We start from the raw sequence: 26,330 nt of genomic DNA, 5'->3' as shown, positions 1-26,330 counted from the left end.
GAAGCGGGTGTATTTAAGGTAACGTTCGAATGGGATGAAAGCAAAAACCCGGAAAATCAAAAAAGGCATGGTCTTTCATTCGAACTTGCACAACATGCATTTTTAGATCCTCATCGTATAATTGCAGAAGACATAACCCACAGCCATGACGAAAAAAGATATTATTGTTTTGGAAAAGTTGGAGAAGGTTTCATCACAGTACGATTTACATATCGTAGTTGCAAAATACGTATCATTGGTGCCGGATATTGGCGCAAAGGGAGAAAAATTTATGACAACGAAAACAAAAAATAAAATTAAATATACTGATGAGCCATTGGGAGAAATTCGTATTATCGACGATTTCTTACCATCTCCGGAGGAACTAGGATAACGTTTCATTAAAATATCTACATTGATACCGTCATTGCGAGCGACAGCGAAGCAATCTTAAGTCTTTTGGGAACAAGAGATTGCTTCGTCGCTCCACTCCTCGCAATGACATTTTTTTACGTACACATTTTAACGAAACGATGTACTAGTATTTAAAGAAGATAATATCAAAGTTACTATTACACTGAGTAAGACCAGCGTTGATTTTTTCAAAAAAGAGGCAAAAAAACATAAAACTCAATACCAGAAAATGATTCGTCATTTACTTGATATATATGCTGAACGTCATATGTAAAAAATCCTTTAACAAGACACTCAATCTCTGAAAAAGAGTAACACTGTAGTTTTTTGAAAAAGTAAAAATGCTCGTTCCCAAGTAGCGGCAAGGCATGCCTTGCCGCTACTTGGGAACGTAATTGTATTGGAAGCTCTCGCTTCCTTTTTGTAAAAATTATTGTAACCGTTCACAGGGTTTAAGTTGTTGCTAAAAGTGTACTTAATAAATTGTGGATTTATCACTTCTTTTGAAAATTTCTCGATTGTGAAAGAAAATGGGTATTTTTTCAGGATTTCAAAACAAATTACAGAAAACAAAACTTCAAATTGAAATTGAAGCAAGGAACGTAATTACAGTAAAAAATCTTCTCAAGACAAATCCTTCATTAGTAACCGCTACGTACCAAAACAATTATACCGCCCTTCATCTGGCAGCACATGAGGGACAAAAAGCTATTGTAAAGACGCTTATCTCTTACGGCGCGGATATTCATGCCAGGGCAAAAAACGGGGACACTCCCCTTGATATCGCAAAAAAGAGGAATCATCTTGCAGTAGTAAACATTCTGGAAGGAAAAGGCAACCATCCGGGGAAAAAACAAGACGAATAATGAATCGTGAATACTCCCTGAGCTGGCATGGACAGCGCAAATATTTGGCTCACATCCTTGCTCAGGTTGCTTCGCATTATGACTTTGATGTTGCCGTGTGCGATAATGTTATTGTGTTGACTAGGGGCAGGTATTGAGCTATAGTACTCCCTTTTCTTTTCTATAGCCCGAGTGTGTTCTTCTTTCAGGCATTGTATTTGACGTTTGGGGGTAATATCGTTCTGTGTGTGAATTGTCGTTTTATAAAGGCAACATGTTTAAAAAAATTTTAATAGTGAAAGTATAAATTTATGAAGAAGAAACTTTGGGGTGGAAGATTTACCGAACAGACAAAGGCGTCTGTAGAGTCCTTCACCGAATCAATTTCCTTCGATTGGCGTCTTTATAAGTTTGATATTGAGGGAAGCATTGCACATGCAACCATGCTTGCGCAGCGCAAGATCATTACCGAAAAGGAAAAAAAGGAGATTATAAAAGGTCTGGAGATTATTTTGGCGGAAATGAATGCCGGTACATTTAAATTTAAAAAAAATCTCGAAGACATTCACATGAATATCGAATCGGCTTTGATAGAACGTATCGGAGAACCGGCGAAAAAACTACATACGGCAAGGAGCAGAAATGATCAGGTCGCCCTCGATCTGAGATTGTGGGTGCGTGAGCAAATATTGATTACGAGCAACTACTTAACCCTTGTACAACAAGGGCTGGTGAAAAAGGGCAAGGAGTATTTTGGAGCAATAATGCCTGGCTTTACCCATATGCAACACGCCCAGCCAATACTTTTGTCGCATTATTTACTGGCATATGTAGAGATGTTTGAAAGAGATGAAAAGAGGCTTGCCGATTGTGCAAAAAGGCTTAATGAATCCCCTTTAGGAGCGTGCGCCCTTGCGGGTACAACGTTGCCGACCGATCCGATGATAACTGCAAAATTGCTTAACTTCGGCAGTATTTGCCAAAATAGCATTGACGCGGTAAGCGACCGGGATTTTTGTATGGAATATGTATTTGCCCTCTCTTTGATCTCAATGCATTTGTCAAGGCTGTGTGAAGAGTGGATAATTTGGTGTAATGACGAATTTAGTTTTATTGATATTAGCGACGCTTATTGTACCGGTTCGAGCATAATGCCGCAGAAGAAGAATCCTGATGTGCTGGAGCTTATCAGAGGAAAGTGTGGGCGCGTATACAGCCATTTGACTACATTGCTAACGTTGTTTAAGGGATTGCCTTTAAGTTATAACCGGGATATGCAGGAAGACAAGGTTGCCGTTTTTGACGCTGCGGAGACGGTTCATTCTATGTTGAATATATTTGCTGAGCTTATTGCAAATACTCGTTTTAACAGCGAAAGAATGAAACTGGCATGTGAAAATGGTTTCAGTGACGCAACGGCGCTCGCTGAATATCTGGTAAAACTAGATGTGCCATTTCGCAAGGCGCATGAGATTGTCGGGAATATTGTGAGGGAATGTGTTCGGCTAAACCGGAAGATAAAAGATTTAGATTTAGAAACATTGAAACGTCATTCTCACCTTATTACGAAAGATGTATTTCAGGTGATTGGGGTAGAGAATTGTGTTATGAACTACAAGAGCTCAGGTTCTTCAGCGCCGCGTCTTGTGAAAAACCGTCTTGCACACTGGGAAAGAAAATTGAGTAAGGGATAATATTTATGGATGCTTTTCATTATGATGGGAATACCCTCTATTGTGAGCGGGTAAAGATTAAAGATATTGTTTCAGAGACAGGTACGCCGGTTTATATTTACAGCAAAAATGCAATTCTCACAAGGTTTAATGAATTAAAAACCGCATTTCAGGAGGTTGACGCGACCATTTGTTTTTCGGTGAAGTCGAATTCAAATCTTTCGGTTTGCAAAATATTAGCCGATGAAGGGTCCGGTTTTGATGTAGTTTCAGGCGGCGAGCTGTTTCGGGCGCTTAAGGCAGGCGGAAAGCCCTCAAAGATTGTGTTTGCCGGAGTAGGGAAAACGGATAAAGAAATACAATACGCCCTGGAAAATGATATTTTTATGTTTAATGTTGAATCAATTGCAGAGATAGAACATATAAATGCAGCGGCATGCAGGGCGGGTAAAACGGCAAAAGTTGCTTTGCGCATTAATCCCGATATTGACGCCAAGACTCATGCAAAAACCACGACGGGGAAAAAGGAAAACAAATTTGGCATTGACCTGATTGTTGCGGAAACAATTATTGAAAAAGCGAAGGCATATACAAATGTTACTATTTGCGGAATTCATGTACATTTAGGTTCGCCGATATATTCAGCAGACCCTTATGTGAATGCCTTAAAAAAAATTACCATGTTTATGGAGAAATGTCGTAATGCCGGCATCAATATACAATATTTAAATATAGGGGGGGGATATTGTATTTCATATACGGGGGAAAAAGTAATAGAGCCAAAGGATTATTCCACCCAAATACTGCCATTTGCTAAAGAGATGAAGTGTCGGGTAATCATGGAACCCGGGCGGTTTATTACAGGTAATTCGGGGATTTTAGTAACAAGTGTTATTTATAATAAACAAAACTCGCATGGCAAAAAATTTGTTATTTGCGATGCGGCTATGAATGATTTGTTACGTCCCGCTCTTTATGATGCGTTTCACAGGATATGGCCGGTAAACACCAGCGTTGCGATGCCTGATGTTGAAACTCCTGACACAAGTGTGGCAAAACAAGGGATGGATTTGGTAGATATTGTAGGCCCTGTATGTGAAAGCAGCGATGTTTTTGCGAAAGACAGGGCGATTCCACCGGTCAATGAGGGAGATTTGCTGGCAATATTTAGCGCTGGCGCGTATGGGTTTACCATGAGTTCCAGCTATAATTCCCGTCCGCGTTCATGCGAGATTCTTGTGGATAGAGACAAATATATTGTTATAAGAAAAAGGGAAACGTATGAAGATTTAATTGCAGGCGAGGAATTGGTTTAATTGCGGAGAAAATATGTCGAAATATTACCCGGCGCAAATCAATATTAATAATAAAAAATGTGTGGTGGTCGGGGGTGGGAACGTTGCCTGGCGCAAGGTTTGTAGCTTGAAAAATGCCGGTGCAAAGGTAGTTGTAGTGTCTCCTGTGTTTTGTCCGGAGATGGAAAGGGAAGAAGGCATTGAACTCGTTAAACAGAAATACGACGAATACTATTTGAATGGAGCGGTAATTGTAATCGCATCTACTGATGATGAAAAGGTGAATGAAAAAGTCTATCATGATGCGGTGAGAAAGGGGATGCTGGTGAATGTTGTGGATAAACCGGATTACTGTTCCTTTATTGTTCCGTCGTCTATTGTACGCGGAGATCTTTGTATTACCATTTCTACCGGCGGGTCAAGCCCTGCTTTTGCGCGCAATATACGTTTGCATCTGGAAAAACAATTTGGAAATGAATACAGTGAGTTTACAGAACTTTTGTCAGAAATGCGGAGAAAAGTGCTTGGCGAAATTTCTGACGAAAAAATCAGGCGGGGAATTTTACAGCGAATTGCGGAATGGGATATGTTTGATTTTTTTAAGGAAAAGGGAGCCTCTGAAACGAGAAATAAAATGCTGAATATTATTTCAGGGAAACATATTTGTAAATAATTATGGAAGATTTTTGTTTAAAACTTCTTTTTTCTTGCTTTAGTTTTTGCAAAGTGCTAATGTTAATTTAAGAAAGAAATATGGTGTGATAGTATACGTAAGTACTGTGATGTGTTACGGTTATAATTAAAATGACTGGAGTTGCAATGGCAGAAAAAACAGTGAAACAAAAGATTGATTTAAACGAGCTAAAGTCCGGAGGATTTATAAAACAGACGCAAAAAGATCTTTTTACGGTTCGGTTAAAAGTTCCTGGTGGTCGAATTACCCCTGATAAAATGTTAAAGATTGCAGAAGTTGCGAAGAAATACAGTAGATTGGGATATTGCCACCTGAGTTTCAGACAATCGGTGGAAATTATTGGGGTTCATATTGACGATTTCGATGCGGTAATAAAGGAACTGGCGACGGTAGATCAAAAAGTTGCTTCCTGCGGGCCAAGGGTCAGAGTACCTACTGCGTGTGGTGGTTGTGAATACAATCCGAATGGGATTATGGATACACAAGCAAAGGCGCTGGAAGTGGACGAAAAGTTTTTCGGCACGCCGTGTCACCATAAGTTCAAAATGGGGTTTTCCGGATGCCCGATTGATTGTACGAGAACGAGGGAGTCTGATTTGGGGTTTCAGGGTGTTGTTTATCCTGTTTGGACAGAAGATTTTTGTAATGGGTGTACCTTATGCGCAAAGGCGTGTTTGGAAGGTGCTATCGTTTCTGATAAAGAGGGAAAACCTATATTTGATCAATCGAAATGTGTGTATTGCGGCGATTGTATTAAGGCTTGCCCGATGGATGTATGGAAAGAAAAGAAAAAGGGCTGGCTGGTAAGAGTGGGGGGGAAACATGGTAGACACCCCCGTGAAGCGGATGTTGTTCTTGATTATTTACCTGATGAGAAAGTAAATGATTTTGCGAATGCCACAATCGAATGGTATAACAAAAATGGTAAAACGAAAGAAAGAGTTGGCACGTGTATTGACCGCGTAGGTTTGGACAAATTCAAAAAGGAAGTTGCTGGCGCTTTTACGAAAGCATAAAGGATTACTATTAATGAGCAGGAAAAAAAAATTTGTCATATTTGCACATAGTGGAACCTACGATAAGCTTTATCAGATTGTTACATTGGCTATTACTGCCGCTTCAATGGGAAAAGAAACGTACATTTTCCTCTTTTTTGGGGCATTGAAACGTTTTGTTAATGAAGAATTTTCGCCGGAAATTTTGGGTTCTGAATTTGGAGAGGAAGGCGAAGGGTTGAGGAAACGTATGGTAGATATGAACCCAGCACCGCTCAAAGAACTACTGGAAGAGGTGAGATCTCTTGGAAATTTAAAACTGTATGCATGTTCGGGAGCCGTGAAGTTAATGGATCTTGAAGAAGTAAAAGTAAAATCGAAAGTAGATGATATTCTTGGCTTGACAACAATAATAGAAATTGCTGATGGAGCAGAAACACAATTATTTATTTGATGTATGCAGGTTGGGATATTAAAAGATAACGATATGCCCCGAAAAGTACGTTGCAATTCAATTTTGGAGAGAATTGGAAACACGCCGCTTATCAGGATTAACAAAATTACAAAGGAATTGCAGAAAAGGAACGTAGAAATTTACGTTAAAGCAGAATGGTTTAACCCTGGAGGCTCTGTAAAGGATCGTCCCGCGTTACGAATTGTCGAAGATGCTGAAAAATCGGGGAAGTTGGGCGGTGATAAAATATTGATAGATTCGACTTCGGGTAATACCGGCATAGCGTATGCGTTTATCGGTGCAGTAAAAGGATACGAGGTTAATTTGGTAATGCCCTTAAATGTTAGTGAGGAAAGAAAACGAATCGTATCTGCTTTCGGAACAAAAACCATATACACGGATCCATTATTAGGTTCTGACGGCGCTATGAATGAAGCCAAGAGACTGGTCAACGAAACCCCTGCAAAATATTTTTATGGCAATCAGTACAATAACCCTTCAAATTGGATGTCGCACTATGAAACAACCGGTGTTGAAATATGGAAGCAGACAGAGGGTAACTTAACCCATTTTATTGCTTGTTTGGGAACGAGTGGCACATTAATGGGTACGGGAAAAAGGTTGAAGAAATTTAACTCTAATATTCAGGTAATATCGGTTGAACCCGACACGTCCATTCACGGACTGGAAGGAATGAAGCATATGGAAACTTCGATTACTCCTGGCATTTACAATGAGGATTTTCCCGACAGGAAAATGTATGTTGAAACGGAAGATGCGTATAAATTGGTAAAGAGGCTTGCCGCAGAGGAGGGATTTTTTGTCGGGTATTCTTCTGGCGCCGCCCTTGCAGCATCGTTAAAGGTAGCGGATGAAATTAAAAATGGGATGATTGTGACAATATTTCCCGACAGGGGTGATAGATATCTTAGTACAAGTTTTTGGTAATTTGTGTACAGGCTTTTCTTAAGATTTGAGGTACTGAGGAATTGTTACACATCGGTAAAAATGAGTTAAACAGTATTAAAAATGAGGTAATAAAGAACTACCCTTTAGAATGTTGCGGGTTATTAGTCGGCATGAATACTTCAGAAAAAAAAGTAGTAGAGGTACATGCTGTTCAAAATAAAAATACAGAAAGAACGCAGGATAGATACGAAATATCCGGTAAGGATTTCATGAAGACAGACAGAATCGCTTCCAAAAAAGGATTACAAATTATAGGCATTTATCATTCACATCCCGATCATCCTGCAGTTCCTTCGGCATTTGACACAGAGAATGCTTGGAGTGGTTATTCCTATATGATCGTTTCAGTGGAAAAACGGAAAGATATTGAATTCAGAGCGTGGATTTTTGATGAAAAGAGAAAATTATTTATAGAAGAAAAAATTAATTGTATCGGGTAATTTTTACAGTACATATTTATTTTGTTATTTTTTGGGGATGTATAAGTGACAGAGAAAGAGGAATTTGTTCCGGATGATAAAATTGATTTAAGGGGAGTGCTTTGTCCTATTAACTTTGTAAAAACAAAATTGAAACTGGAGATGTTGGATACCGGTCAAATTTTGGAAGTTATATTAGATGATGGAGAACCGATGAGAAGTGTTCCCAGAAGCATAAAGGAAGAAGGCCATAAAATAGTTAAGGTGGAGAACTTGGATAATAGTTATAGAATCCTGATTAAGAAGGTATAAAAATATCTTTTGGTTTATCAAAATATTCTTGACATTTCTTTTTGATATCTTTATTATTCGACCCTAAATATACGTTTGACTCGCATCGAGTATGTACCCTTTAATCGATAATCCATTAGTCCTACTATATCCTGCTCTCTTAATTTTACAATTAAGTACTAACAGAAGCTGTTCCAAAGAAAAAAACAGTACAAATGAAATTTTAATTATTTTTACCGTTGAAAGTGAAAGTGTATAACGATTAACAAATCAAGCATTAAAACGTTATAAAGATTAAAGATAGTTTTCTGATTAAATGTTGTGCATAAAAGTGATCGAGTACAACCCTGAGAAAATCAAATTCAATTGATTGAGGAGGTAATTATGGGATCAAAAAAAGATGAAAACAAATGCTGTGAATCAGGGAAAGAAGGGGGTATCTGGTTTACTATATCTCGCAGAAATTTCCTGACATTAGCTGGTTGGGGTTTGTTTTTTGCCGCGATAGGAGCTTATTTAAGTCAATTGTTTGGTTATAAAGGATTCTTCTATCCAAAAGTACTTTTTGAACCGTCGCCAAGGTTTTTTGTTGGCGAACCGAAACAGTTTCCTGTAGGCTCGGTTACTACTTTGAAATCGAGAAAAATATTTGTTGTTCGTGACGCAGATAGTTTTAAAGCAATCTCTGTTGTTTGTACGCATCTTGGTTGTGCAGTAGAGTTTTCAAAAGAAAAAAATATATTCGAATGTCCATGCCATGGAAGTAAATATTACCGCAACGGTGTAAATTTCGCGGGGCCAGCGCCACGGCCATTAGATCATTTGCAGATGATACTTGACAATAATGGGAAATTGGCTGTTGATACAAGCGTGAAAGTACCGTTAGAGACAGAGTTAATTGTGTAGGATTTTTTTTGGATTTATTTAGAAAGATACTTCAATGACTCAAACAACAATACCAGAACAAGGAATACGCGCACTTTTAGATTTGGATTGGTTGAGAGAAAACATACGTTGTCAGCACCGTTGTCCGGCGCATATGGATGTACCGGGATATATACGATTAATTAGCCAAGGTAAGTTTGAAGAATCTTACAGACTTATGAAGGAAACAAACCCTTTTCCCGCGGTGTGTGGTTACGTCTGCCCTCATCCATGTGAATCTAAATGTAAGCGCGGGGATTTTGACCGGCCTGTTGCTATCGATGCTTTAAAGAGATTTGTCACTGATTATGTTTTTAAAAATAAAATAAAAATTCCTGCTCCGGCGGTAGTGAAGAAAAAACAGAAGGTAGCGATTATAGGAGCTGGACCGGCGGGGTTGACTGCGGCTTTTGACCTTGCAGGGATGGGATATAAAGTGACCGTATTTGAAAAAGAAGCCCAGGTAGGCGGTATGATGATGTGGGCTATTCCATCTTATAGGTTGCCTCGCGACCAGATTATGTTTGATGTTAGCCATATTTTAGAAAGAGGCGTGCAAATAAAGACAAACACTCCGATTGGAGGCAAAGGTAAATCTTTTTCTGATTTACTGGAAATGGGATATGATGCGGTGTTTATTGCTGTAGGTGCACAAATTGGCAAACGCCTTGAAATAGCGGGAGAAGAAGGCACTGATGGTGTAATGGATTGTCTTGTATTTTTGAAAAATGTTAGTGCTGGTGATACTAGGAAACCCGGCGAAAATATCGTTGTAATTGGTGGCGGTAATTCTGCCGTAGATGCAGCAAGAACTGCAAAGCGTCTATCCAAAAATGTTTCCATCGTTTATAGAAGAACCAGGGAAGAGATGCCAGCATTGTCGTGGGAGGTTGAAGAAGCTGAGCACGAAGGGGTAAGTTTCCACTTTTTGGCTGCTCCAGTGAAAATTGTAACCGAGAATGGGAAGGCAAAAGGTTTGGAATGTATTAAGATGCGGTTGGGAAAACCAGATGAAAGTGGAAGAAGAAGGCCTGAGCCTATTCCGGATTCCACTTTTATCATTGATACTGACTGTGTTATTTCTGCAATCAGCCAGGAACCAGATTTAAAATTCTTAGGGGATAAGCATGGTTTGAAAGTTAATAAATGGGGAACCATTGCTGTTGATGGGAATCTTGCAACAAGTAAAAAGGGTATTTTTGCAGGGGGAGATGTCACATTAGGCCCTAGCACAATAATAGAATGTATCGCACAGGGCCATTTAGCTGCCAATTCTATTGACAGGTTTATAAACGGTGAACCGTTGGAGGAGCCTAAGAAAAAAGTTTGGGTAACGCTTCTTGATAGTGAAATTGATTTGCGAGAAGAAAATTATGATGCAACACTCCGTCAAGATATGCGATTGTTGCCAGAACACGAGAGAGAAGGCAATTTTGATCTAGTCGAGCTTGGCTTAGATGAATTTCAGGCGGCAAGAGAAGCAAACAGATGTCTTAAGTGTGACCTTACGATAAATGTTGAAACAAATGAATGCGTGCTGTGCGGGCGTTGCAGCATGGTGTGTCCTGTAGGTGCGCTTAAACAAGTGGATGCATTTGACCAAAGTAAAGAACACAAGCCATTTATGAGCAAGGATGGTATTGTAATTAAATATACTGATAAATGTATTCGTTGTGGAAATTGTAAAGATTGTCCTGTAAATGTGATATCTATGAAGCGTGTATTATGGAAACCCAATGAGGACGTTAATAAATTTCTATAAAGAAAGGGGGGAGGTTGGAGGGTATATTAATCATGAAAAGAGAGCATAAAGATAAAAGTATAGCTGAGAAGGGGATGTTTAAATGAAATCACTGAATGAATTAAAAAGATTGATTACAGAGAATGAAATTTGGAGGTCTGTATTCCGGCATGGTTATGCAGATACCCCAAGGAACAGAGTCCTTCAGATAATCAGTAATGTATGGTTGCATTTGCATCCGGCGAAGGTGCGAGAACACGGTACAAAGATACGGTTTACCTGGTGTATGGGTGGGATTACGTTTTTTATTTTTCTATTTGAAGCATTGACCGGTATTTTGCTCATGTTTTATTATACACCAGATGTAAACAGGGCATATGCTGACACCGTCGATTTGATGTATGTGGTGCCATTTGGGAGATTTTTAAGAAATTCACATCGTTGGGGCGCTCATGCAATGGTTATTACCGTGAGTATTCATATGTTGCGGGTGTTTTTGACAGGCTCTTACAAACCGCCGCGTCAGTTCAATTGGGTGGTGGGTGTTTTTTTGCTAGTGTTAACATTTTTGCTAAGTTTTACAGGTTATTTGTTACCTTGGGATCAATTGGGATATTGGGCTATTACTGTTGGCACGAACATGGCGAGGGCGACCCCCTTGTTAGGACATGAAGGCCCCTTTGCTTATATTTTAGGAATGGAGGCAAATAATGATATCCGATTTGCCTTATTGGGAGGCACATCAATTGGGGCCCCTGCGTTGTTGCGTGCTTATGTGTGGCACTGTATCGGTATACCTGTTATCGCCTCTGCTCTTATGATGGTTCATTTTTGGAGAGTTCGTAAGGATGGCGGCATTTCTGGCCCGTTATAGTTTAAATTTTTGTTTCATCGGAATTTCAGAGGAGTAGTTCCATGGAAGTTAGTGAGCGAAGAAGTGTTTCTATTGAAATCAAAGATGATAAGGTCTTTACATGGCCCAACTTGGTAGCTAAAGAGTTTTTGGCGGCTATATTTGTTACCGTTGGGCTTCTTGTTTATTCATATTTTGTAGATGCGCCGTTACGTGAGTTGTCAAATCCAGGGCAAGCTGAAAATCCAGCAAAAGCGCCGTGGTATTTTTTGGGATTACAGGAGGCTTTAGTTTATTTTGACCCTTGGTTTGCAGGTGTTGTACTTCCTGGTATAATAGTTTTAGGGTTGATTGTTATACCATACATTGATAACAATCCCAAGGGGAACGGTTATTATACATTCAGAGAAAGAAAGTTTGCAGTAAGCGCTTTCATGTCTGGCTATATATTCTGGTATATTTTAATTTATATCGGAACAGCATTGAGAGGGCCTTTTTGGTCTTTCTTTTGGCCGTGGGAAAAATGGACGCATGATTTTCCAACGCCTCCGCCTTTACATAATATGCCGTTGTCGGTAGGTATGGCATTGTTGTTAGGCTTTTATTTCGTTGGATTAGTTGTTCCCATTTTGGTTAATAGTAATTTTTTTAATAGGATAGGCGTTATACGTTATGTCATAACGATGGGGCTTATGCTTACAATGATTGGTATTGTATTAAAAATGTTTTTAAGGATTGCTTTTAATATTAAGTATATTATAGCGACACCTTGGATTAACATATGATTTTAGTACAAAAAATATTTCTTATGGCAGGTGATTTATGAGCATACAAAGACTGATATTTTTTGTTTTTAGTAGCATGTTTTTTATCAGCACGCTTGTTTGGTTCAACGAAGAATTCAATCCTGAATGGAAGAAATATCAGGAAGAATATTACAAAGAAAATGCAAAGGAAGTTGAGAGGGAGTTTAATGCCGCGACTTCAGTACAGGAAAGAGAAATGTTGGGCAAGAGGCTAACCTCTTTGAAAAGTCCAAAGTACGAAGTGAAGCAGATTCTTTTAAAAGGCGACTATGCGTGGACAGACGGCAAAAATGGCGATAAAGTTGACAGATGTATAACATGCCACATTGACGAAAGGAAACTTGTAGCGGTTCATCCTAACACAAAATATTTTCCGTCTGATATTTACGGATGTACAGTTTGTCACGGTGGGATTGGAAGGGCGCTTAATGAAGAAATGGCGCATGAGGGTATGGTTGTCGGAAGACGAGATATGTTGAAAAAACTGAAAACTGCGGAACCTTTGTTTGAATTTTGGGATGAACTTGCAACGTTAACCCCGGAAGAGAATGACCCAAATCAGCGAATTGAAATGGGGGATTTCAAGCGTTTTTGCATAACGGGTGATAAGAATATTTATGTAGGGAGTGACAAGTGTTTGAAATGCCATACCGGGCTAACCTCTCCGCATGTTGAAAGATGGCAGCGGATAAAATTTAAGACATTCGAAAAAGTAAAAAAGGCGCCTGATTATATCGCGGGGAATGAGGCATACAGAACAACATGTTTTAAGTGTCATACAACTGGGTATGATGCAGATACCGGTACTTACTCGGAAGAAGGGGTAACATGTGAAGCTTGTCACGGTGCAGGTGAAACATATGCATATTTCATGGAAGTTGGTAAGGCTCCCGAAGGGCAGAAGATAGCGAAAATAGGTACGTTTGGGACAGTTTATAACATTTGTGGACCTTGTCATCATACAAGAGCTCACGAAATGCGTTTGAAATTTTTTCAGGAATATGGCAAAGGTGATGAATGGTTTTTTCCGGAACATACAGAACCATATAAAACTACTGCCACTGATGATATAGGCTTGCAAGAATTCAAACTCCCTAAAATAAATTGACATTTTCAAAGAGTTAAACAGTAAAGCGGATCTTTTAAACGAAATATTATAATGCTGGATTTAGTGGAAGAGGAGGCAAAATAATGAAGTTTCACAGGATGAGAGCGGTACTAATCGCTATCCCTTTTTTAATGTGTGTCTTTTTTTCAAATGTTAAAGAAGTGAAGGCTGAGGCAAATTTAAAAGAATTACAAAAAAAAGCAACCAGTTACTATGAGATTCTATATCCAAATGAACCATTGCCAATGTGGGATTGGCTCGGGGCTAATGTTGGGCTGGAAAAGGGTGCAGGGCCCTGGATGGAGTTATATAAACCAGTGCCATTGCAGATGTATTGGTTCCCGGGGAGGCACTACGTGAAACCAGATGGTACTTATTATGACCAACTTTTAGAAAGATTTAAACCTACTGATTGTGTTACGTGCCATGAAGAGGTTACGCCTGGGTTTGTGAATGACTGGAAGGATTCGACACACGCGAATCCTAAAAAGTCCCCGCAATTTGCCGAAAAGACACAACAAATAGAAAAACTTATTGGTCGTGAGTTGAAAGAGGTCACCTGTAGCGATTGCCACGGGAAAGATCATAAGGAGTTACATATGCCTACGCCTGCTCATTGTGGTGAATGTCACCCAAAAGAAGTAACTGAATTTATGGGTGAAAGAGAACGAGGCAGACCTAATCACATTGACGGCCTTATGGCAAATGTGGTACCACCGTGGTATCCAGAGATGTTTAGAAGAGGTTATCCGGCAGCACAGTTCGGTTGCGATTTATGTCATGCAACAGACCGTTGCAACATATGTCACTCAAGACATAAATTTGCAGCAGCGGAAGGCCGGAGACCAGAAGCCTGTATGAGTTGCCACATGGGTTTTGATCATCCGGATGCTGAAACGTATAGTGAATCGAAGATGGGATATATTTATCACATGGAAGGTGAACACTGGGACTGGGAAAAGCCTTTGGCTGAGGTAGTTCCTGGCAAAGATTATAGAACACCCACGTGTCAGTTTTGTCATTTTGACCAGGGAAATGGAACATTTGCACATAACCCTGTCACTAAAGGTGTATGGAGGATGGGAACTATTCCTCCTAAAGGGATTGAATATAAATCATCATTAAAAGATTATCCTTACGGCATTAATTTACCACCGATGAACTATAAACTAGACGTTTATTCTCCTGAAAACAAAAAGAGATCTGAGCAGTGGGTCAATGTATGCAGTAAGTGCCATAGCCCTAGGTTTGCAAGGTTATATCGGGAGAATTTAGACGAGTTTATGTTTGAAATGTGGAGGTTGCAGGATAGGGCGCAAGGTATTCTTGACGAAATAGTAGCGCTTGATGCGTTTGAAGTACCTATTAAGAAAAGAGATATCTTTCCGCTTGGTGATATTCTTGCTGATGCGCTAGGACCAGGTCTGTTAGGTGAAGCTGTATACAGTGCTTTTAAAACTACTGGTGGGAAAGTGCCTGTAATAGGACCTATTTTGGGGCTGTATGGAGTATTTATGACTGGAAAGAACAACCCTTCTCAGATAGAATTAGAGTATGCAAATATGTGGTTTGGTGACAAGGCACATGCATATAAGGGCGTTGCTCATGGACAGCAAGATATAGCCTGGTGGTATGGAGCAGCAAAGGTGTATCAGGGTATTAACAAGTTAGAGAGTCAGGCTGAACAACTCAAAAAATTAAAGAAATTAGACGAACTTTTGGAGTCAAAGAAGAGAAAAGGTCTTGCCGGTATTTTAGGCAGTATTATTGGTGGCGTTGCAGTACTTATGATTAGCGCTGCTATTTGGAAAAAGAGACGTGATGCATCACAACAGTAATAATGTATTAAATTGAGTGATAATTTTAAAAAAAGGCATCTTTTTAGATGCCTTTTTTTATTTTATTTTGTTACCTAAATCCTGCAAACAAGGCAAAGCCTTGTTGCAGGAATAGGATTGAAATGGTAGGATTTCCAAGGTATTCGGCGGTATATTGATAACAAAAAACACCTGAAAGGAGATTCACCATTTCGATGAAGAATATAGCAAAAAAATACAGCAAAAGACAACCGAAAATCAAGGCAGAGATGAGCGGGAAAGGCTTAACGGTACATGCAGGGCTTTTACCGGTATTGAATTTATGGGTAAGCTGATGTTCCGGGAGAGAGTCCATGAAGCGGTCCATAAGGATCGTGGAGCAAATGCCCGGTATCAGTTTGTCGATGCGGTACAAATGGTAGTGATAGGGTTGATAGCAGGGGCGACATCGATGGTAGAGGTGATGAAGGTGTGTACAGATGAGGTATTGAAGAAGATGTCCGGTTGGAAAGAGGTACCTGTAGATACTACGATAGGACGTATTATGAAGCTGGCGAGTCAGGGAGATATAGTGGAACTGACGGGGGTGATCCACCGGTTTAGGGGAAAGATATGGAAGCGTGCGGTGAGATCAGGCCATAAACTCAGGAGTGCTCTTTGCGAAGTATGGATAGATGTTGATTCTACCGTAGATGGTGTATATGGGAAACAGGAGGGTGCAGAGGTAGGATATAATCCGCACAAGAAGGGGCAGAAGGCGTATCATCCCTTAATGGCATTTATTGCAGAAACAAAGGAGGTATTACATAGTTGGTTCCGCTGTGGAAGCGCCTACACGAGTAACGGAGTAGTAGAGTTCATGAAGGAATGTATGGCGTACATGAATAAGGGGGTAAGGGTGGTATTTCGGGGAGACAGCGGTTTTTTTACCGGAGAATTACTTGAATACCTTGAGTCAATATTGGCGGGATATCTGATTAAGGTAAAGCTGAAGAATCTGGAAGGATTGCTTGAAGGGCAGAAATGGAATGAGGTGAAAGGGGAGCCAGGATGGGAACAGGCTGAATTTTGGTATCGATGTGCAGGGTGGGATCGTGCGAGACGTTTTGTGGCAGTGCGGCAATTGGTCAAAAGAGAAAAGAAATTAGTAGAAGTGTCCGTGTATGAGTATTTTTGTTACGTTACAACGGAGCGGTTAAGTCCGATGGAAGCGCATCGTTGTTATGGAAAGAGGGCTACCTGCGAGACTTTGATAGAAGAGAGTAAAGGACAGATGAATGCGGGGCACATACGTACGGGTGAATTTTTGGCCAATGCTGCGCTATTTCAGTGTGCGGTGTTAGCGTATAATCTTTTGAAGTGGATGGGATTGCTCAGTGGTGGAGTGATACAACAGTGGGAAGTAAAGACGATGAGACTGTGGTTAATCCGTGTGGCAGGGAAACTGGTGGAGAGAAGCCGGCAGATGACATTAAAATTGCCGGAGAAATTTCTCCATCAGGAGGAATGGGAAAAGTGGGAACGCATGTCACTGGATGTAGTTTTTCAGTAGAAAACCGACGTTGTATTTCGTTTTTTTAGTCTTTTGAGAGTGGTAAGTATACCGCAGATGGAGACAGTACATCCCTATCTTGATTTTCATTGCATCAGAGAGCACGTTTCCGACAATTTCCCATGTCTTTTTGTTTAAAGTAGTACAATAGCGCTACCACAATTGCTAAAAAACGGATATCTGTTATCGCTTTTTGCCAATCTTGGTAGTGGAAAATACTGATTTTCGCATTGCGAAAATCGTTTGCAGGATTTAGGTGTAATAATATATTTTTGGCTCTTTCTAGTTTCAAGTGGGTAAAATCGTAATACCTTTATTTATTGGCACTGTCTTGTCATTTTATTGTCTGGAATATTTTTTGTAAAAACCAATATTTTTGTAAACAAGATTCGCTGCTAAAAAATTTGGAGCTTCATTCCCTATGTTTGGTTTTAACTCTACAATATCGAATCCAACAACATTTTTCTTCTCATAAACTTTCCTCAAAAAATCTATTGTCTGATACCACCCAATCCCCCCTGGAACGGGTGTACCGGTAGCAGGCATTATAGAAATATCTAAACCATCAACATCTAAAGTTATATAGACATTTTCTTCTAAAGTTTTCAATGCTTCATCATGCCATAAATCATTGTTGTAAATATTCCTGGCATAAAATACCGACACAGATTTTTTATTTTTTTTCACAAATTCCAATTCTTCCTGAGAAGTTACCCTGACACCAAAACTTGTTACTCTGCAGCCTATATCTTCAACAACTCTTCTCATTACACTCGCATGATTATATTTGCTGCCGCCAAACTCATTTAATAAATCTAAATGAGCATCTAACTGAAGTACAGATAATTTTTTATATTTATTTTTATATGCTTTTATCGCACCTTGGGATATTGAATGCTCACCACCCAAGGTCACCAAAAACTTATTATCATCTATCACCTTTCTACTGCAAGTAAATATTTCTTCCATAACTTTTTTTTCATTGGTGTAAAATTCTTCAATATTTAAATTGCCTACCGTAAAGATTCCGATTTTAAAAATATTTCCCAATTCATCATCGTATGGTTCGATATTAACAGATGCATCTAATATAGCATTTGGTCCTTTTTTTGTGCCGGATTGATATGAAACGGTTCCATCGTAGGGCACCCCAAATAGAATAACTTTTGATTTATTGTATGCTTCAAGTTCAGATTTGAAATTGTAGCAAAACGCGCCAAATTGAACAGAAGACAAAACAGAATCTCTTAATTTTTTTAACATGTTCTATGATTATATTTCAGTTACGCTAATAGTGAAAATGTAACGTCGAAGTACCTTATCAGTAATTTTTTAGCACACTTCCATTCGTCAGTGCGTGCTTTTTGGCAAAATATTTAAGGTGAAATCTGAAATACTAATTTTTTTGTAACACTTCAGTTTTTTGAGACCGTAGGGGCAAAGTATTTGCGATAACTGGAATACCTGCGTTCATGCCCAAACATGCAAATGCTTCGCTCCCTACACCGTGCGGCAAAACAATGTTATTATTGGAATTTTTCAAAAAAATAAAGTGTTACATTTTTTTTAATTTGTGAAGTCTGTTGTTCCACCCATTCATGTTTTCTGCTTGTTTGGTTTTGATTAACCAACCAGTTTAGGTATTTCAAGATTTTAGAATGAAACGATTTATTCGTCTTAACCCATGCTATATGCGAAGATTTATCGTGATTTTTGTTACTACAAGGCTCATTAACCCAAGTCTGGGCGTTTGAGAATGTGCGTTTAATAATTACACCTAAATCCTGCAAACGATTTTCGCAATGCGAAAATCAGTATTTTCCACTACCAAGATTGGCAAAAAGCGATAACAGATATCCGTTTTTTAGCAATTGTGGTAGCGCTATTGTACTACTTTAAACAAAAAGACATGGGAAATTGTCGGAAACGTGCTCTCTGATGCAATGAAAATCAAGATAGGGATGTACTGTCTCCATCTGCGGTATACTTACCACTCTCAAAAGACTAAAAAAACGAAATACAACGTCGGTTTTCTACTGAAAAACTACATCCAGTGACATGCGTTCCCACTTTTCCCATTCCTCCTGATGGAGAAATTTCTCCGGCAATTTTAATGTCATCTGCCGGCTTCTCTCCACCAGTTTCCCTGCCACACGGATTAACCACAGTCTCATCGTCTTTACTTCCCACTGTTGTATCACTCCACCACTGAGCAATCCCATCCACTTCAAAAGATTATACGCTAACACCGCACACTGAAATAGCGCAGCATTGGCCAAAAATTCACCCGTACGTATGTGCCCCGCATTCATCTGTCCTTTACTCTCTTCTATCAAAGTCTCGCAGGTAGCCCTCTTTCCATAACAACGATGCGCTTCCATCGGACTTAACCGCTCCGTTGTAACGTAACAAAAATACTCATACACGGACACTTCTACTAATTTCTTTTCTCTTTTGACCAATTGCCGCACTGCCACAAAACGTCTCGCACGATCCCACCCTGCACATCGATACCAAAATTCAGCCTGTTCCCATCCTGGCTCCCCTTTCACCTCATTCCATTTCTGCCCTTCAAGCAATCCTTCCAGATTCTTCAGCTTTACCTTAATCAGATATCCCGCCAATATTGACTCAAGGTATTCAAGTAATTCTCCGGTAAAAAAACCGCTGTCTCCCCGAAATACCACCCTTACCCCCTTATTCATGTACGCCATACATTCCTTCATGAACTCTACTACTCCGTTACTCGTGTAGGCGCTTCCACAGCGGAACCAACTATGTAATACCTCCTTTGTTTCTGCAATAAATGCCATTAAGGGATGATACGCCTTCTGCCCCTTCTTGTGCGGATTATATCCTACCTCTGCACCCTCCTGTTTCCCATATACACCATCTACGGTAGAATCAACATCTATCCATACTTCGCAAAGAGCACTCCTGAGTTTATGGCCTGATCTCACCGCACGCTTCCATATCTTTCCCCTAAACCGGTGGATCACCCCCGTCAGTTCCACTATATCTCCCTGACTCGCCAGCTTCATAATACGTCCTATCGTAGTATCTACAGGTACCTCTTTCCACCCGGACATCTTCTTCAATACCTCATCTGTACACACCTTCATCACCTCTACCATCGATGTCGCCCCTGCTATCAACCCTATCACTACCATTTGTACCGCATCGACAAACTGATACCGGGCATTTGCTCCACGATCCTTATGGACCGCTTCATGGACTCTCTCCCGGAACATCAGCTTACCCATAAAATTCAATACCGGTAAAAGCCCTGCATGTACCGTTAAGCCTTTCCCGCTCATCTCTGCCTTGATTTTCGGTTGTCTTTTGCTGTATTTTTTTGCTATATTCTTCATCGAAATGGTGAATCTCCTTTCAGGTGTTTTTTGTTATCAATATACCGCCGAATACCTTGGAAATCCTACCATTTCAATCCTATTCCTGCAACAAGGCTTTGCCTTGTTTGCAGGATTTAGGTAACATATTATTTTTACTCTTTAACCTCGACGTCTTTTGCACATCTAAATCCTATTGCCATATTGAATAAATCAGGCCGTTCTGATTTTCTTTCTGTAACACGGACTTGAAAAGGTCTTGAAAATCGTGAGCCACCACGAATAAGTTTCCGCTCACCTTTTTCCGGGCCTGTCGGATTAATTGAAGGAGAATATTGATAATACGTGCTAGAAAACCAATCATTACACCATTCGAATACGCTTCCGCTCATGTCATAGCAACCATACATGCTTTTGCCGGATTCAACGCTTCCAACAGGCATGGGTTCTCCGCTCAGGTTGCATCTTGTGTGATCCCATTCATTACCCCATGGGAATGCCCTTACATCCAATCCCCTCGCAGCCTTTTCCCATTCAGCTTCAGTGGGCAGTCTCTTCCCCTTCCACGCGGCATAGGCATAAGCATCATACCAATCAACTCTTGCCACCGGGTAATCCGGCACATTGTAATATTCATCTTCCCAATATCTGGGTTTGTGGTCTTTACCGATTGGTTCATCCTTGAAACATTTGCTATGGTCATTTGTCTCTTCTATGTATTTTACAAATTCCCAGTATTGTGCATTTGTAATTTCGTAACGATCTATTTCATACGCATCCAAATATACGACATGCTCAGGTTGAGAAACATCGCGTGCTTCATTTGTCCCCATACTGAATTTGCCAGCCGGTATCAAAACGGTATCATGTTTTTTGTTTTGAATTTCAAGCGCCTTTTCCATTGCCTCGTCTCGCGATTTGTACTTTTCAATAACTTCAATTTTTTTCTGGTGAGCTTGTTTTAATAATGCGATGTAACTCCGTACTTCAGTAATGTCTTTACTGTCAGGAGCGAGAATGATATATTTTTGCAAGTGGTCAACGGCACTGTCCACATCTCCTAGTTTACTATAGAGCCACCCCATATTATAATGCAGCCCGGGAAGATCGGGATAAACTTCTTCCGCTTTCAGATAAGATTTTAAAGCTAAATCATACGATTCGTTGTCACAATGCGTATTTCCTTCCTGATAATATTTAGCAGCGAGAGACATGTTACGCTCTAAATCAGCGGGGTCTTTTCCCGCAGAGAGTCTTTCTATGGGTATTAACTTTTCTCCATGTTCAACACAAAATTTTTCATTGCCAGAGCCCTCTTTTTTACAAACAGGACATACTAACTTGCCGTTAGTATCTGACAATACGGTCCCGTCTTTCCCGCAAAACTTTTCGTTGTTTTGGTAAAGTTCATTGCATTTCGGGCACATTTTAATAGTTGCATTCAAAATTTGTTCATCTGCTTTAAGAGCAACAAAATTTAACCATAGCAAAAAGAAAGGTACTACAAAAAACCAATGTTTTCTTTTTAATAAAAGTTTTAAAAATTTAATTGTTGTCGTGGTGAAAGGCGCATATTTTTGTTTCATTTTGTTATCCAATATTTAATAAAATGTGTTTAACTTTTTCTATTTGCACTTGTAGATCATCTTCTTTTTTCCGTTCTGTTTCGACGATTTGCGGTGGTGCTTTTGCTACAAAATTTTCATTATTAAGTTTACGGCGTATAATGGTCAGATGGTTTTCCAATTGTTTCAAGTGCTTTAACTGCCGGTCTTTTTCTGCAAGCGGGTCCAATATGCCGGCAAGTAATACGAAGACCTGAAGATTTCCAATTACTTCACTTGCAGAATGGCTTGGTTTCTGCAATTCAATCCCCATATCCAATTCTTCAAGATTCGCCATTCTCTTTAACATATTTGTATGTTCATGCAAACCGTATACAAAATCCCGGGGGTAAGAAATTACTGCCTTTAATCTTTGCTTATCCTTAATATCCATTTTGCTGCGTATATTTCTGATAGCTCTTATTATGTCCTGCAGGACAGGCATAATGTGTTCAGAAGTATCATCTGCAAATTGTTTACTGAATATTGGACACCGGCTTGTTACAAGAGAACTACCTGTCCCACCAATTTGAAGTGCAATTTTGTTATGCTGAGCAATACGGGTTAAATTATTCCATAGTTCTTCAGTGATAAATGGGATAAAGGGGTGCAGTAAATGTAACGTTTTGCCAAATATAATTGCAAGAGTTGTTTGAGCATTTTTTTTGTCGATTCTATTGTTAGCGTTGTTTAAACGATGTTTAACTATTTCCAAATACCAGTCACAGAATGTATGCCATGTGAAATCGTACATTTTCATTGCAGCATCGTTAAATTTATATTGGTCTAAAGAAGCAGTGCATTCTTCAATTGTAGTATTTAAACGGCTATGAATCCATTTATCTTCAAACGGAAGTGTCGTTATATCATAGGTTATTTCTTCGGGGTTTTCTTCACTTAGATTCATAAATATGAAGCGAGCCGCATTCCAAAGCTTATTGGTAAAATTTCTCCCCATCTCGAATTTGCTTTCAGATAGTTTGACGTCTTGCCCTTCTGTGGTAAGAATAATAATTGAGAAACGCACGGCGTCCGCGCCATAACGGTCAATCATGAGAAGCGGGTCTATGCCATTACCCAGGGATTTGCTCATTTTTCTTCCCTGTTCGTCGAGAATTGTTCCGTGAATATATACGTGCGAAAAAGGAACCTGTTTCACCATCTCAATTCCCATCATAACCATGCGCGCCACCCAGAAATAGATAATGCCTCTATCGGTGACAAGGGTTGATGTTGGGTAGTAATATGCCAATTCCGGAGTTTCTTTGGGCCAACCTAATGTTGAAAAAGGCCAAAGCGCCGAACTAAACCATGTATCAAGAACATCCTCGTCCTGTTTAAGGCGGGGGCTGCTGCATTTTGTGCATTGATTTATATCCCCAGTTGAAACGGAAATAGCACCACAGTCGTAGCAATACCATGCGGGTATGCGGTGTCCCCACCAGATTTGCCTTGATATACACCAATCTCTTACGTTATCTAACCAGCTTAAATAAACTTTTTCCCAGCGTTCCGGGTAAAAAGTGACTGATTTGTTTAAACTCGCTTGTATTGCAGCATCTGCAAGAGGGCGCATTTTAACAAACCATTGATTCGAAAAATACGGTTCAATGACGGTTTGGCATCGGTAACAGTGGCCTACGGAATGTTTGTGAGGGATAATTCTATCGATGTGCTTTCTTAATTTTAAATCTTCTACCAATGCGGTTCTGCACTCAAAACGATCCTGTCCATTGTAATCTCCCGCATTAATATTCATAGTTCCATCTTCGTCCATAACAACAATTGAAGGCAGGGCATGCCGCATGCCTATTGCAAAGTCATTTGGATCATGTGCGGGAGTTACTTTTACTGCGCCTGTACCGAATGAAGGACTAACAAAGTCGTCTGCCACCACTGGCAGTTCCCTGCCCAATATAGGCAGCAGGAGGGTTTTGCCTATAAAATCTTTGTAGCGGTCATCCTTTGGATTGACAGCCACGGCAACGTCGCCAAGCATGGTTTCTGGCCTTGTTGTTGCCACAACGATATGTTGTTGTGGATTTTCTTTAAAAGAATATTTTATATGCCATAGATGTCCTTCGTGTTCTTCATGTTCAACTTCATCATCGGCCAGGGCAGTGCGGCATCTTGGGCACCAATTTATCATGTACTTGCCTTTATAAATCAGCCCCTTGCGGTAAAGTCTTACAAATGTTTCTTTTACTGCATCGGAAAGGCCTTCATCCATGGTAAACCGCTCTCTCTGCCAGTCACAGGAACTCCCTAGTTTTTTTAATTGTTGAATGATAGTAGAGCCATATTGCTGTTTCCACTTCCAGACCTCTTCTATAAAACGTTCACGTCCTATATCCTGTCGTTTAATATTTTTTGAAGAAAGCTCCCGTTCAACTACATTTTGTGTTGCAATTCCCGCGTGGTCTGTTCCCGGCATCCAAAGCACATTAAAGCCCTGCATTCTTTTCCATCGGATTAAAATATCCTGAATTATATTATTGAGAGCATGGCCCACGTGAAGGACGCCAGTGACATTCGGGGGGGGGATAACAATAGTGTAGGGTTTTTTTGAAGACGATGGTTCACTGTGGAAAAAACCGCTTTCTTCCCAAAAGCGGTACCATTTATATTCAACTTCTTTTGGACTGTAGTGTGATGGTAAATCGTTTTCCATAGTTGTAGCAAAAATATTGAATAGTTGTCTTTGTTTTAAAAGCAGTGAGGATTTTTTCGCATTTGCCTTATAAAGCAGGATCAAAGTTGTTTTGCTTCATATTCTTTAATAAGTTTATATTCTATGCTGTCGACAAGCGCTTGCCAGCTTGCTTCAATAAGGTTTCCTGATACGCCAACAGTACTCCAGACGTTTTCTTTATCCTTTGATTCTATTATTACCCTTACTTTTGCAGCGGTTGCACTGCGGGGATTTATAACTCTTACCTTATAATCGAGAAGTTTCATGTCCTTTAAAACGGGATAAAACCTCTCCAATGCTTTTCGTAATGCAGTATCTAATGCATTTACCGGACCAGATCCTTCACTGGCAGTGAGTTCCTGTGTGTTATTGACATTTATTTTAACAGTAGCTTCCGTTATCGGTAAACCATTTTCTCTTTTTTCGACAATTACCCTGAAACCTTCAAGTTCAAAGAATGGTTTATATTTTCCGGTTTTCTTTCGTACCAGTAATTCAAAGGAGGCTTCCGCTGATTCAAGTTGATATCCTTCGTTTTCAAGATTTTGCACTTCTTCGAGGATCGACCTTAAAAGAGCGGTATCGTGTGTTAAATTAAATTTTTCTGTTTTGGAAAGAATTGTAGCACTTCCTGAAAGTTCAGAGATCAATATTTTCCTTTTGTTACCGACCGATTCAGGATTGATATGTTCGTAAGTAACCTTGTTTTTTTGAATTGCATTGATATGTAAACCGCCTTTATGCGCAAAAGCGCTTGACCCGACAAAAGGTTGATTTGTGCGAAACAATAAATTTGCGGTTTCATAAACGTAGCGCGATATTTCCGTCAATTTCCGAAGGCCATCGTTATGTAAACAGTGATATCCCATTTTTAAAACCAGATTAGGGATTACGGAACAAAGATCCGCATTGCCACATCGCTCGCCAATACCATTGATTGTTCCCTGTACATGCCTCACCCCTTTGTTTACAGCCATAATGGTATTTGCAATTGCAAGGTCGCCATCGTTGTGGGCATGAATACCTAATATGCACTTATTGTTTTTTCTGACTTCTTCAACAATGGTTGCAATCTCGTCAGGCAAACTGCCACCATTGGTATCGCATAAAACTATTACGTCTGCGCCTGCGGAACAGGCTTCATTAATAACTTTCAACGCATATCCGCGGTTGCTTTTGAATCCGTCAAAAAAATGTTCCGCATCAAAAAAGACCTCACGATTCCTGGATTTAAGAAATAAGATAGTATCCGTTACCATTTTTACATTTTCGTCTAACGTAGTTTTTAAAACATCAGTGACCTGAAAATCCCAGCTTTTACCCACAATAGTCACTACAGGGGTTTCGGCAAATAGAAGGGCATTCACATTTTTATCTTCTTCTGTGCGCACCCCAACTTTTCTTGTACTGCCAAAAGATGCGATTTTGGAATGTTTTAAAGATAAAGATTTTACTTCTTTAAAGTACGATTCGTCCTTCGGATTGGCAATGGGAAATCCGCCTTCTATAAAATCTATGCCTAATTCATCTAACTTGACGGTTATTGCTAATTTGTCCTGTAACGAGAAGGAGACCCCTTCTGCCTGGCTTCCGTCACGTAACGTTGTATCGTATATAAAGATTCTATCCATAATTAGTGTTGTTGTTACAATTTTTATTGACAAAAAATACCCCCATTTTCCATAGCAAAATAAGAAAAATGGGGGGAGGTTTTAGTATGCCTGGTGAGAAAACTAAATGATTAAGTAAATAGAGTGATTAGTTATGTAAGTGCTTAAGAAATAAGCAATTAGTTATAAATAATATATTGTATAACTATAAGTTACAATGAGGTTAAATGGTATCAATGATAAAA

The 26,330-nt window shown here is 39.7% G+C and carries 20 protein-coding genes and 4 pseudogenes; 19 read left to right on the top strand and 5 right to left on the bottom strand.

Features of this window, described 5'->3' with window-relative positions; translation table 11 throughout:
* Window positions 1–21: 21 nt before the first annotated feature.
* The 19 genes and pseudogenes from KSMBR1_RS23760 to KSMBR1_RS19070 form a co-directional block, all read left to right on the top strand.
* Window positions 22–294, top strand: a pseudogene (locus KSMBR1_RS23760) (BrnT family toxin); the annotation flags it as partial.
* Window positions 295–517: 223 nt separating this feature from the next.
* Window positions 518–667, top strand: a pseudogene (locus KSMBR1_RS23755) (CopG family transcriptional regulator); the annotation flags it as partial.
* A gap of 256 nt (window positions 668–923) precedes the next feature.
* Window positions 924–1,259 (top strand): ankyrin repeat domain-containing protein, encoded by a 336-nt coding sequence (locus KSMBR1_RS19145; RefSeq protein ID WP_099326736.1) that lies wholly within the window; start codon window positions 924–926, stop codon window positions 1,257–1,259.
* 290 nt (window positions 1,260–1,549) lie between these two features.
* Window positions 1,550–2,932: an argininosuccinate lyase gene (argH, locus tag KSMBR1_RS19140; protein ID WP_099326735.1), complete on the top strand. Its 1,383-nt coding sequence runs from the start codon at window positions 1,550–1,552 to the stop codon at window positions 2,930–2,932.
* Between the two features lie 5 nt (window positions 2,933–2,937).
* Window positions 2,938–4,227: a diaminopimelate decarboxylase gene (gene lysA, locus KSMBR1_RS19135; RefSeq protein WP_099326734.1), complete on the top strand. Its 1,290-nt coding sequence runs from the start codon at window positions 2,938–2,940 to the stop codon at window positions 4,225–4,227.
* 13 nt (window positions 4,228–4,240) lie between these two features.
* Window positions 4,241–4,879, top strand: coding sequence for a precorrin-2 dehydrogenase/sirohydrochlorin ferrochelatase family protein (locus tag KSMBR1_RS19130; protein WP_099326733.1), 639 nt, complete (start codon window positions 4,241–4,243; stop codon window positions 4,877–4,879).
* A gap of 146 nt (window positions 4,880–5,025) precedes the next feature.
* The gene (locus KSMBR1_RS19125; RefSeq protein ID WP_099327131.1) at window positions 5,026–5,916 is read left to right on the top strand and encodes a 4Fe-4S dicluster domain-containing protein; all 891 of its coding nucleotides are present in this window, start codon (window positions 5,026–5,028) and stop codon (window positions 5,914–5,916) included.
* A gap of 13 nt (window positions 5,917–5,929) precedes the next feature.
* Window positions 5,930–6,349: a DsrE/DsrF/DrsH-like family protein gene (locus KSMBR1_RS19120; RefSeq protein WP_099326732.1), complete on the top strand. Its 420-nt coding sequence runs from the start codon at window positions 5,930–5,932 to the stop codon at window positions 6,347–6,349.
* Window positions 6,350–6,382: 33 nt separating this feature from the next.
* Window positions 6,383–7,297, top strand: a complete 915-nt coding sequence (locus tag KSMBR1_RS19115; RefSeq protein WP_099327130.1) for a PLP-dependent cysteine synthase family protein — start codon at window positions 6,383–6,385, stop codon at window positions 7,295–7,297.
* Window positions 7,298–7,338: 41 nt separating this feature from the next.
* The gene (locus KSMBR1_RS19110; RefSeq protein ID WP_099326731.1) at window positions 7,339–7,758 is read left to right on the top strand and encodes a M67 family metallopeptidase; all 420 of its coding nucleotides are present in this window, start codon (window positions 7,339–7,341) and stop codon (window positions 7,756–7,758) included.
* A gap of 45 nt (window positions 7,759–7,803) precedes the next feature.
* Complete coding sequence (locus tag KSMBR1_RS19105; protein ID WP_169702827.1) at window positions 7,804–8,049, top strand: sulfurtransferase TusA family protein; 246 nt, start codon at window positions 7,804–7,806, stop codon at window positions 8,047–8,049.
* Between the two features lie 363 nt (window positions 8,050–8,412).
* Window positions 8,413–8,934, top strand: coding sequence for a QcrA and Rieske domain-containing protein (locus KSMBR1_RS19100; RefSeq protein ID WP_099326730.1), 522 nt, complete (start codon window positions 8,413–8,415; stop codon window positions 8,932–8,934).
* A gap of 34 nt (window positions 8,935–8,968) precedes the next feature.
* Window positions 8,969–9,265: pseudogene (locus KSMBR1_RS23750) on the top strand (hypothetical protein); the annotation flags it as partial.
* Window positions 9,266–9,301: 36 nt separating this feature from the next.
* Entirely contained in the window at window positions 9,302–10,714 is a 1,413-nt protein-coding gene (locus tag KSMBR1_RS19095; RefSeq protein WP_230405663.1) for an FAD-dependent oxidoreductase, read from the top strand.
* An 82-nt stretch (window positions 10,715–10,796) separates the two neighbouring features.
* Window positions 10,797–11,567 carry a cytochrome b N-terminal domain-containing protein gene (locus KSMBR1_RS19090; protein WP_099326728.1) on the top strand — a complete coding sequence of 257 codons (771 nt, stop codon included), beginning with the start codon at window positions 10,797–10,799 and terminating at the stop codon, window positions 11,565–11,567.
* Between the two features lie 41 nt (window positions 11,568–11,608).
* Window positions 11,609–12,331: a hypothetical protein gene (locus KSMBR1_RS19085; protein WP_099326727.1), complete on the top strand. Its 723-nt coding sequence runs from the start codon at window positions 11,609–11,611 to the stop codon at window positions 12,329–12,331.
* 37 nt (window positions 12,332–12,368) lie between these two features.
* Window positions 12,369–13,460: a multiheme c-type cytochrome gene (locus KSMBR1_RS21330; RefSeq protein WP_157820736.1), complete on the top strand. Its 1,092-nt coding sequence runs from the start codon at window positions 12,369–12,371 to the stop codon at window positions 13,458–13,460.
* 83 nt (window positions 13,461–13,543) lie between these two features.
* A complete protein-coding gene (locus KSMBR1_RS19075) occupies window positions 13,544–15,298 on the top strand; it encodes a multiheme c-type cytochrome (protein WP_099326726.1) in 1,755 nt (584 codons plus the stop codon).
* 194 nt (window positions 15,299–15,492) lie between these two features.
* Window positions 15,493–16,829, top strand: a pseudogene (locus tag KSMBR1_RS19070) (IS1380-like element ISCku8 family transposase).
* Between the two features lie 339 nt (window positions 16,830–17,168).
* On the opposite strand, the gene speB reads toward KSMBR1_RS19070, so the two are convergent.
* The 5 genes from speB to cimA all read right to left on the bottom strand — a co-directional run bounded on the left by speB (window position 17,169) and on the right by cimA (window position 26,106).
* The gene (gene speB / locus KSMBR1_RS19065) at window positions 17,169–18,092 is read right to left on the bottom strand and encodes an agmatinase (protein WP_099326725.1); all 924 of its coding nucleotides are present in this window, start codon (window positions 18,090–18,092) and stop codon (window positions 17,169–17,171) included.
* Between the two features lie 770 nt (window positions 18,093–18,862).
* Window positions 18,863–20,200, bottom strand: a complete 1,338-nt coding sequence (locus KSMBR1_RS19055; protein ID WP_099323544.1) for an IS1380-like element ISCku8 family transposase — start codon at window positions 20,198–20,200, stop codon at window positions 18,863–18,865.
* A 134-nt stretch (window positions 20,201–20,334) separates the two neighbouring features.
* Entirely contained in the window at window positions 20,335–21,624 is a 1,290-nt protein-coding gene (locus tag KSMBR1_RS19050; RefSeq protein ID WP_172953501.1) for an SUMF1/EgtB/PvdO family nonheme iron enzyme, read from the bottom strand.
* A 145-nt stretch (window positions 21,625–21,769) separates the two neighbouring features.
* Window positions 21,770–24,538 carry a valine--tRNA ligase gene (locus tag KSMBR1_RS19045; RefSeq protein WP_230408021.1) on the bottom strand — a complete coding sequence of 923 codons (2,769 nt, stop codon included), beginning with the start codon at window positions 24,536–24,538 and terminating at the stop codon, window positions 21,770–21,772.
* Entirely contained in the window at window positions 24,535–26,106 is a 1,572-nt protein-coding gene (cimA, locus tag KSMBR1_RS19040) for a citramalate synthase (protein WP_099327126.1), read from the bottom strand. Before cimA ends, KSMBR1_RS19045 begins: the two co-directional genes overlap by 4 nt.
* Between the last annotated feature and the right edge of the window lie 224 nt (window positions 26,107–26,330).

The sequence above is a fragment of the Candidatus Kuenenia stuttgartiensis genome, from assembly GCF_900232105.1.
Lineage (GTDB): Bacteria > Planctomycetota > Brocadiia > Brocadiales > Brocadiaceae > Kuenenia > Kuenenia stuttgartiensis_A.
Note: the sequence above shows the minus strand (reverse complement) of the source record. Positions and strands in the feature narration are given on the sequence as shown.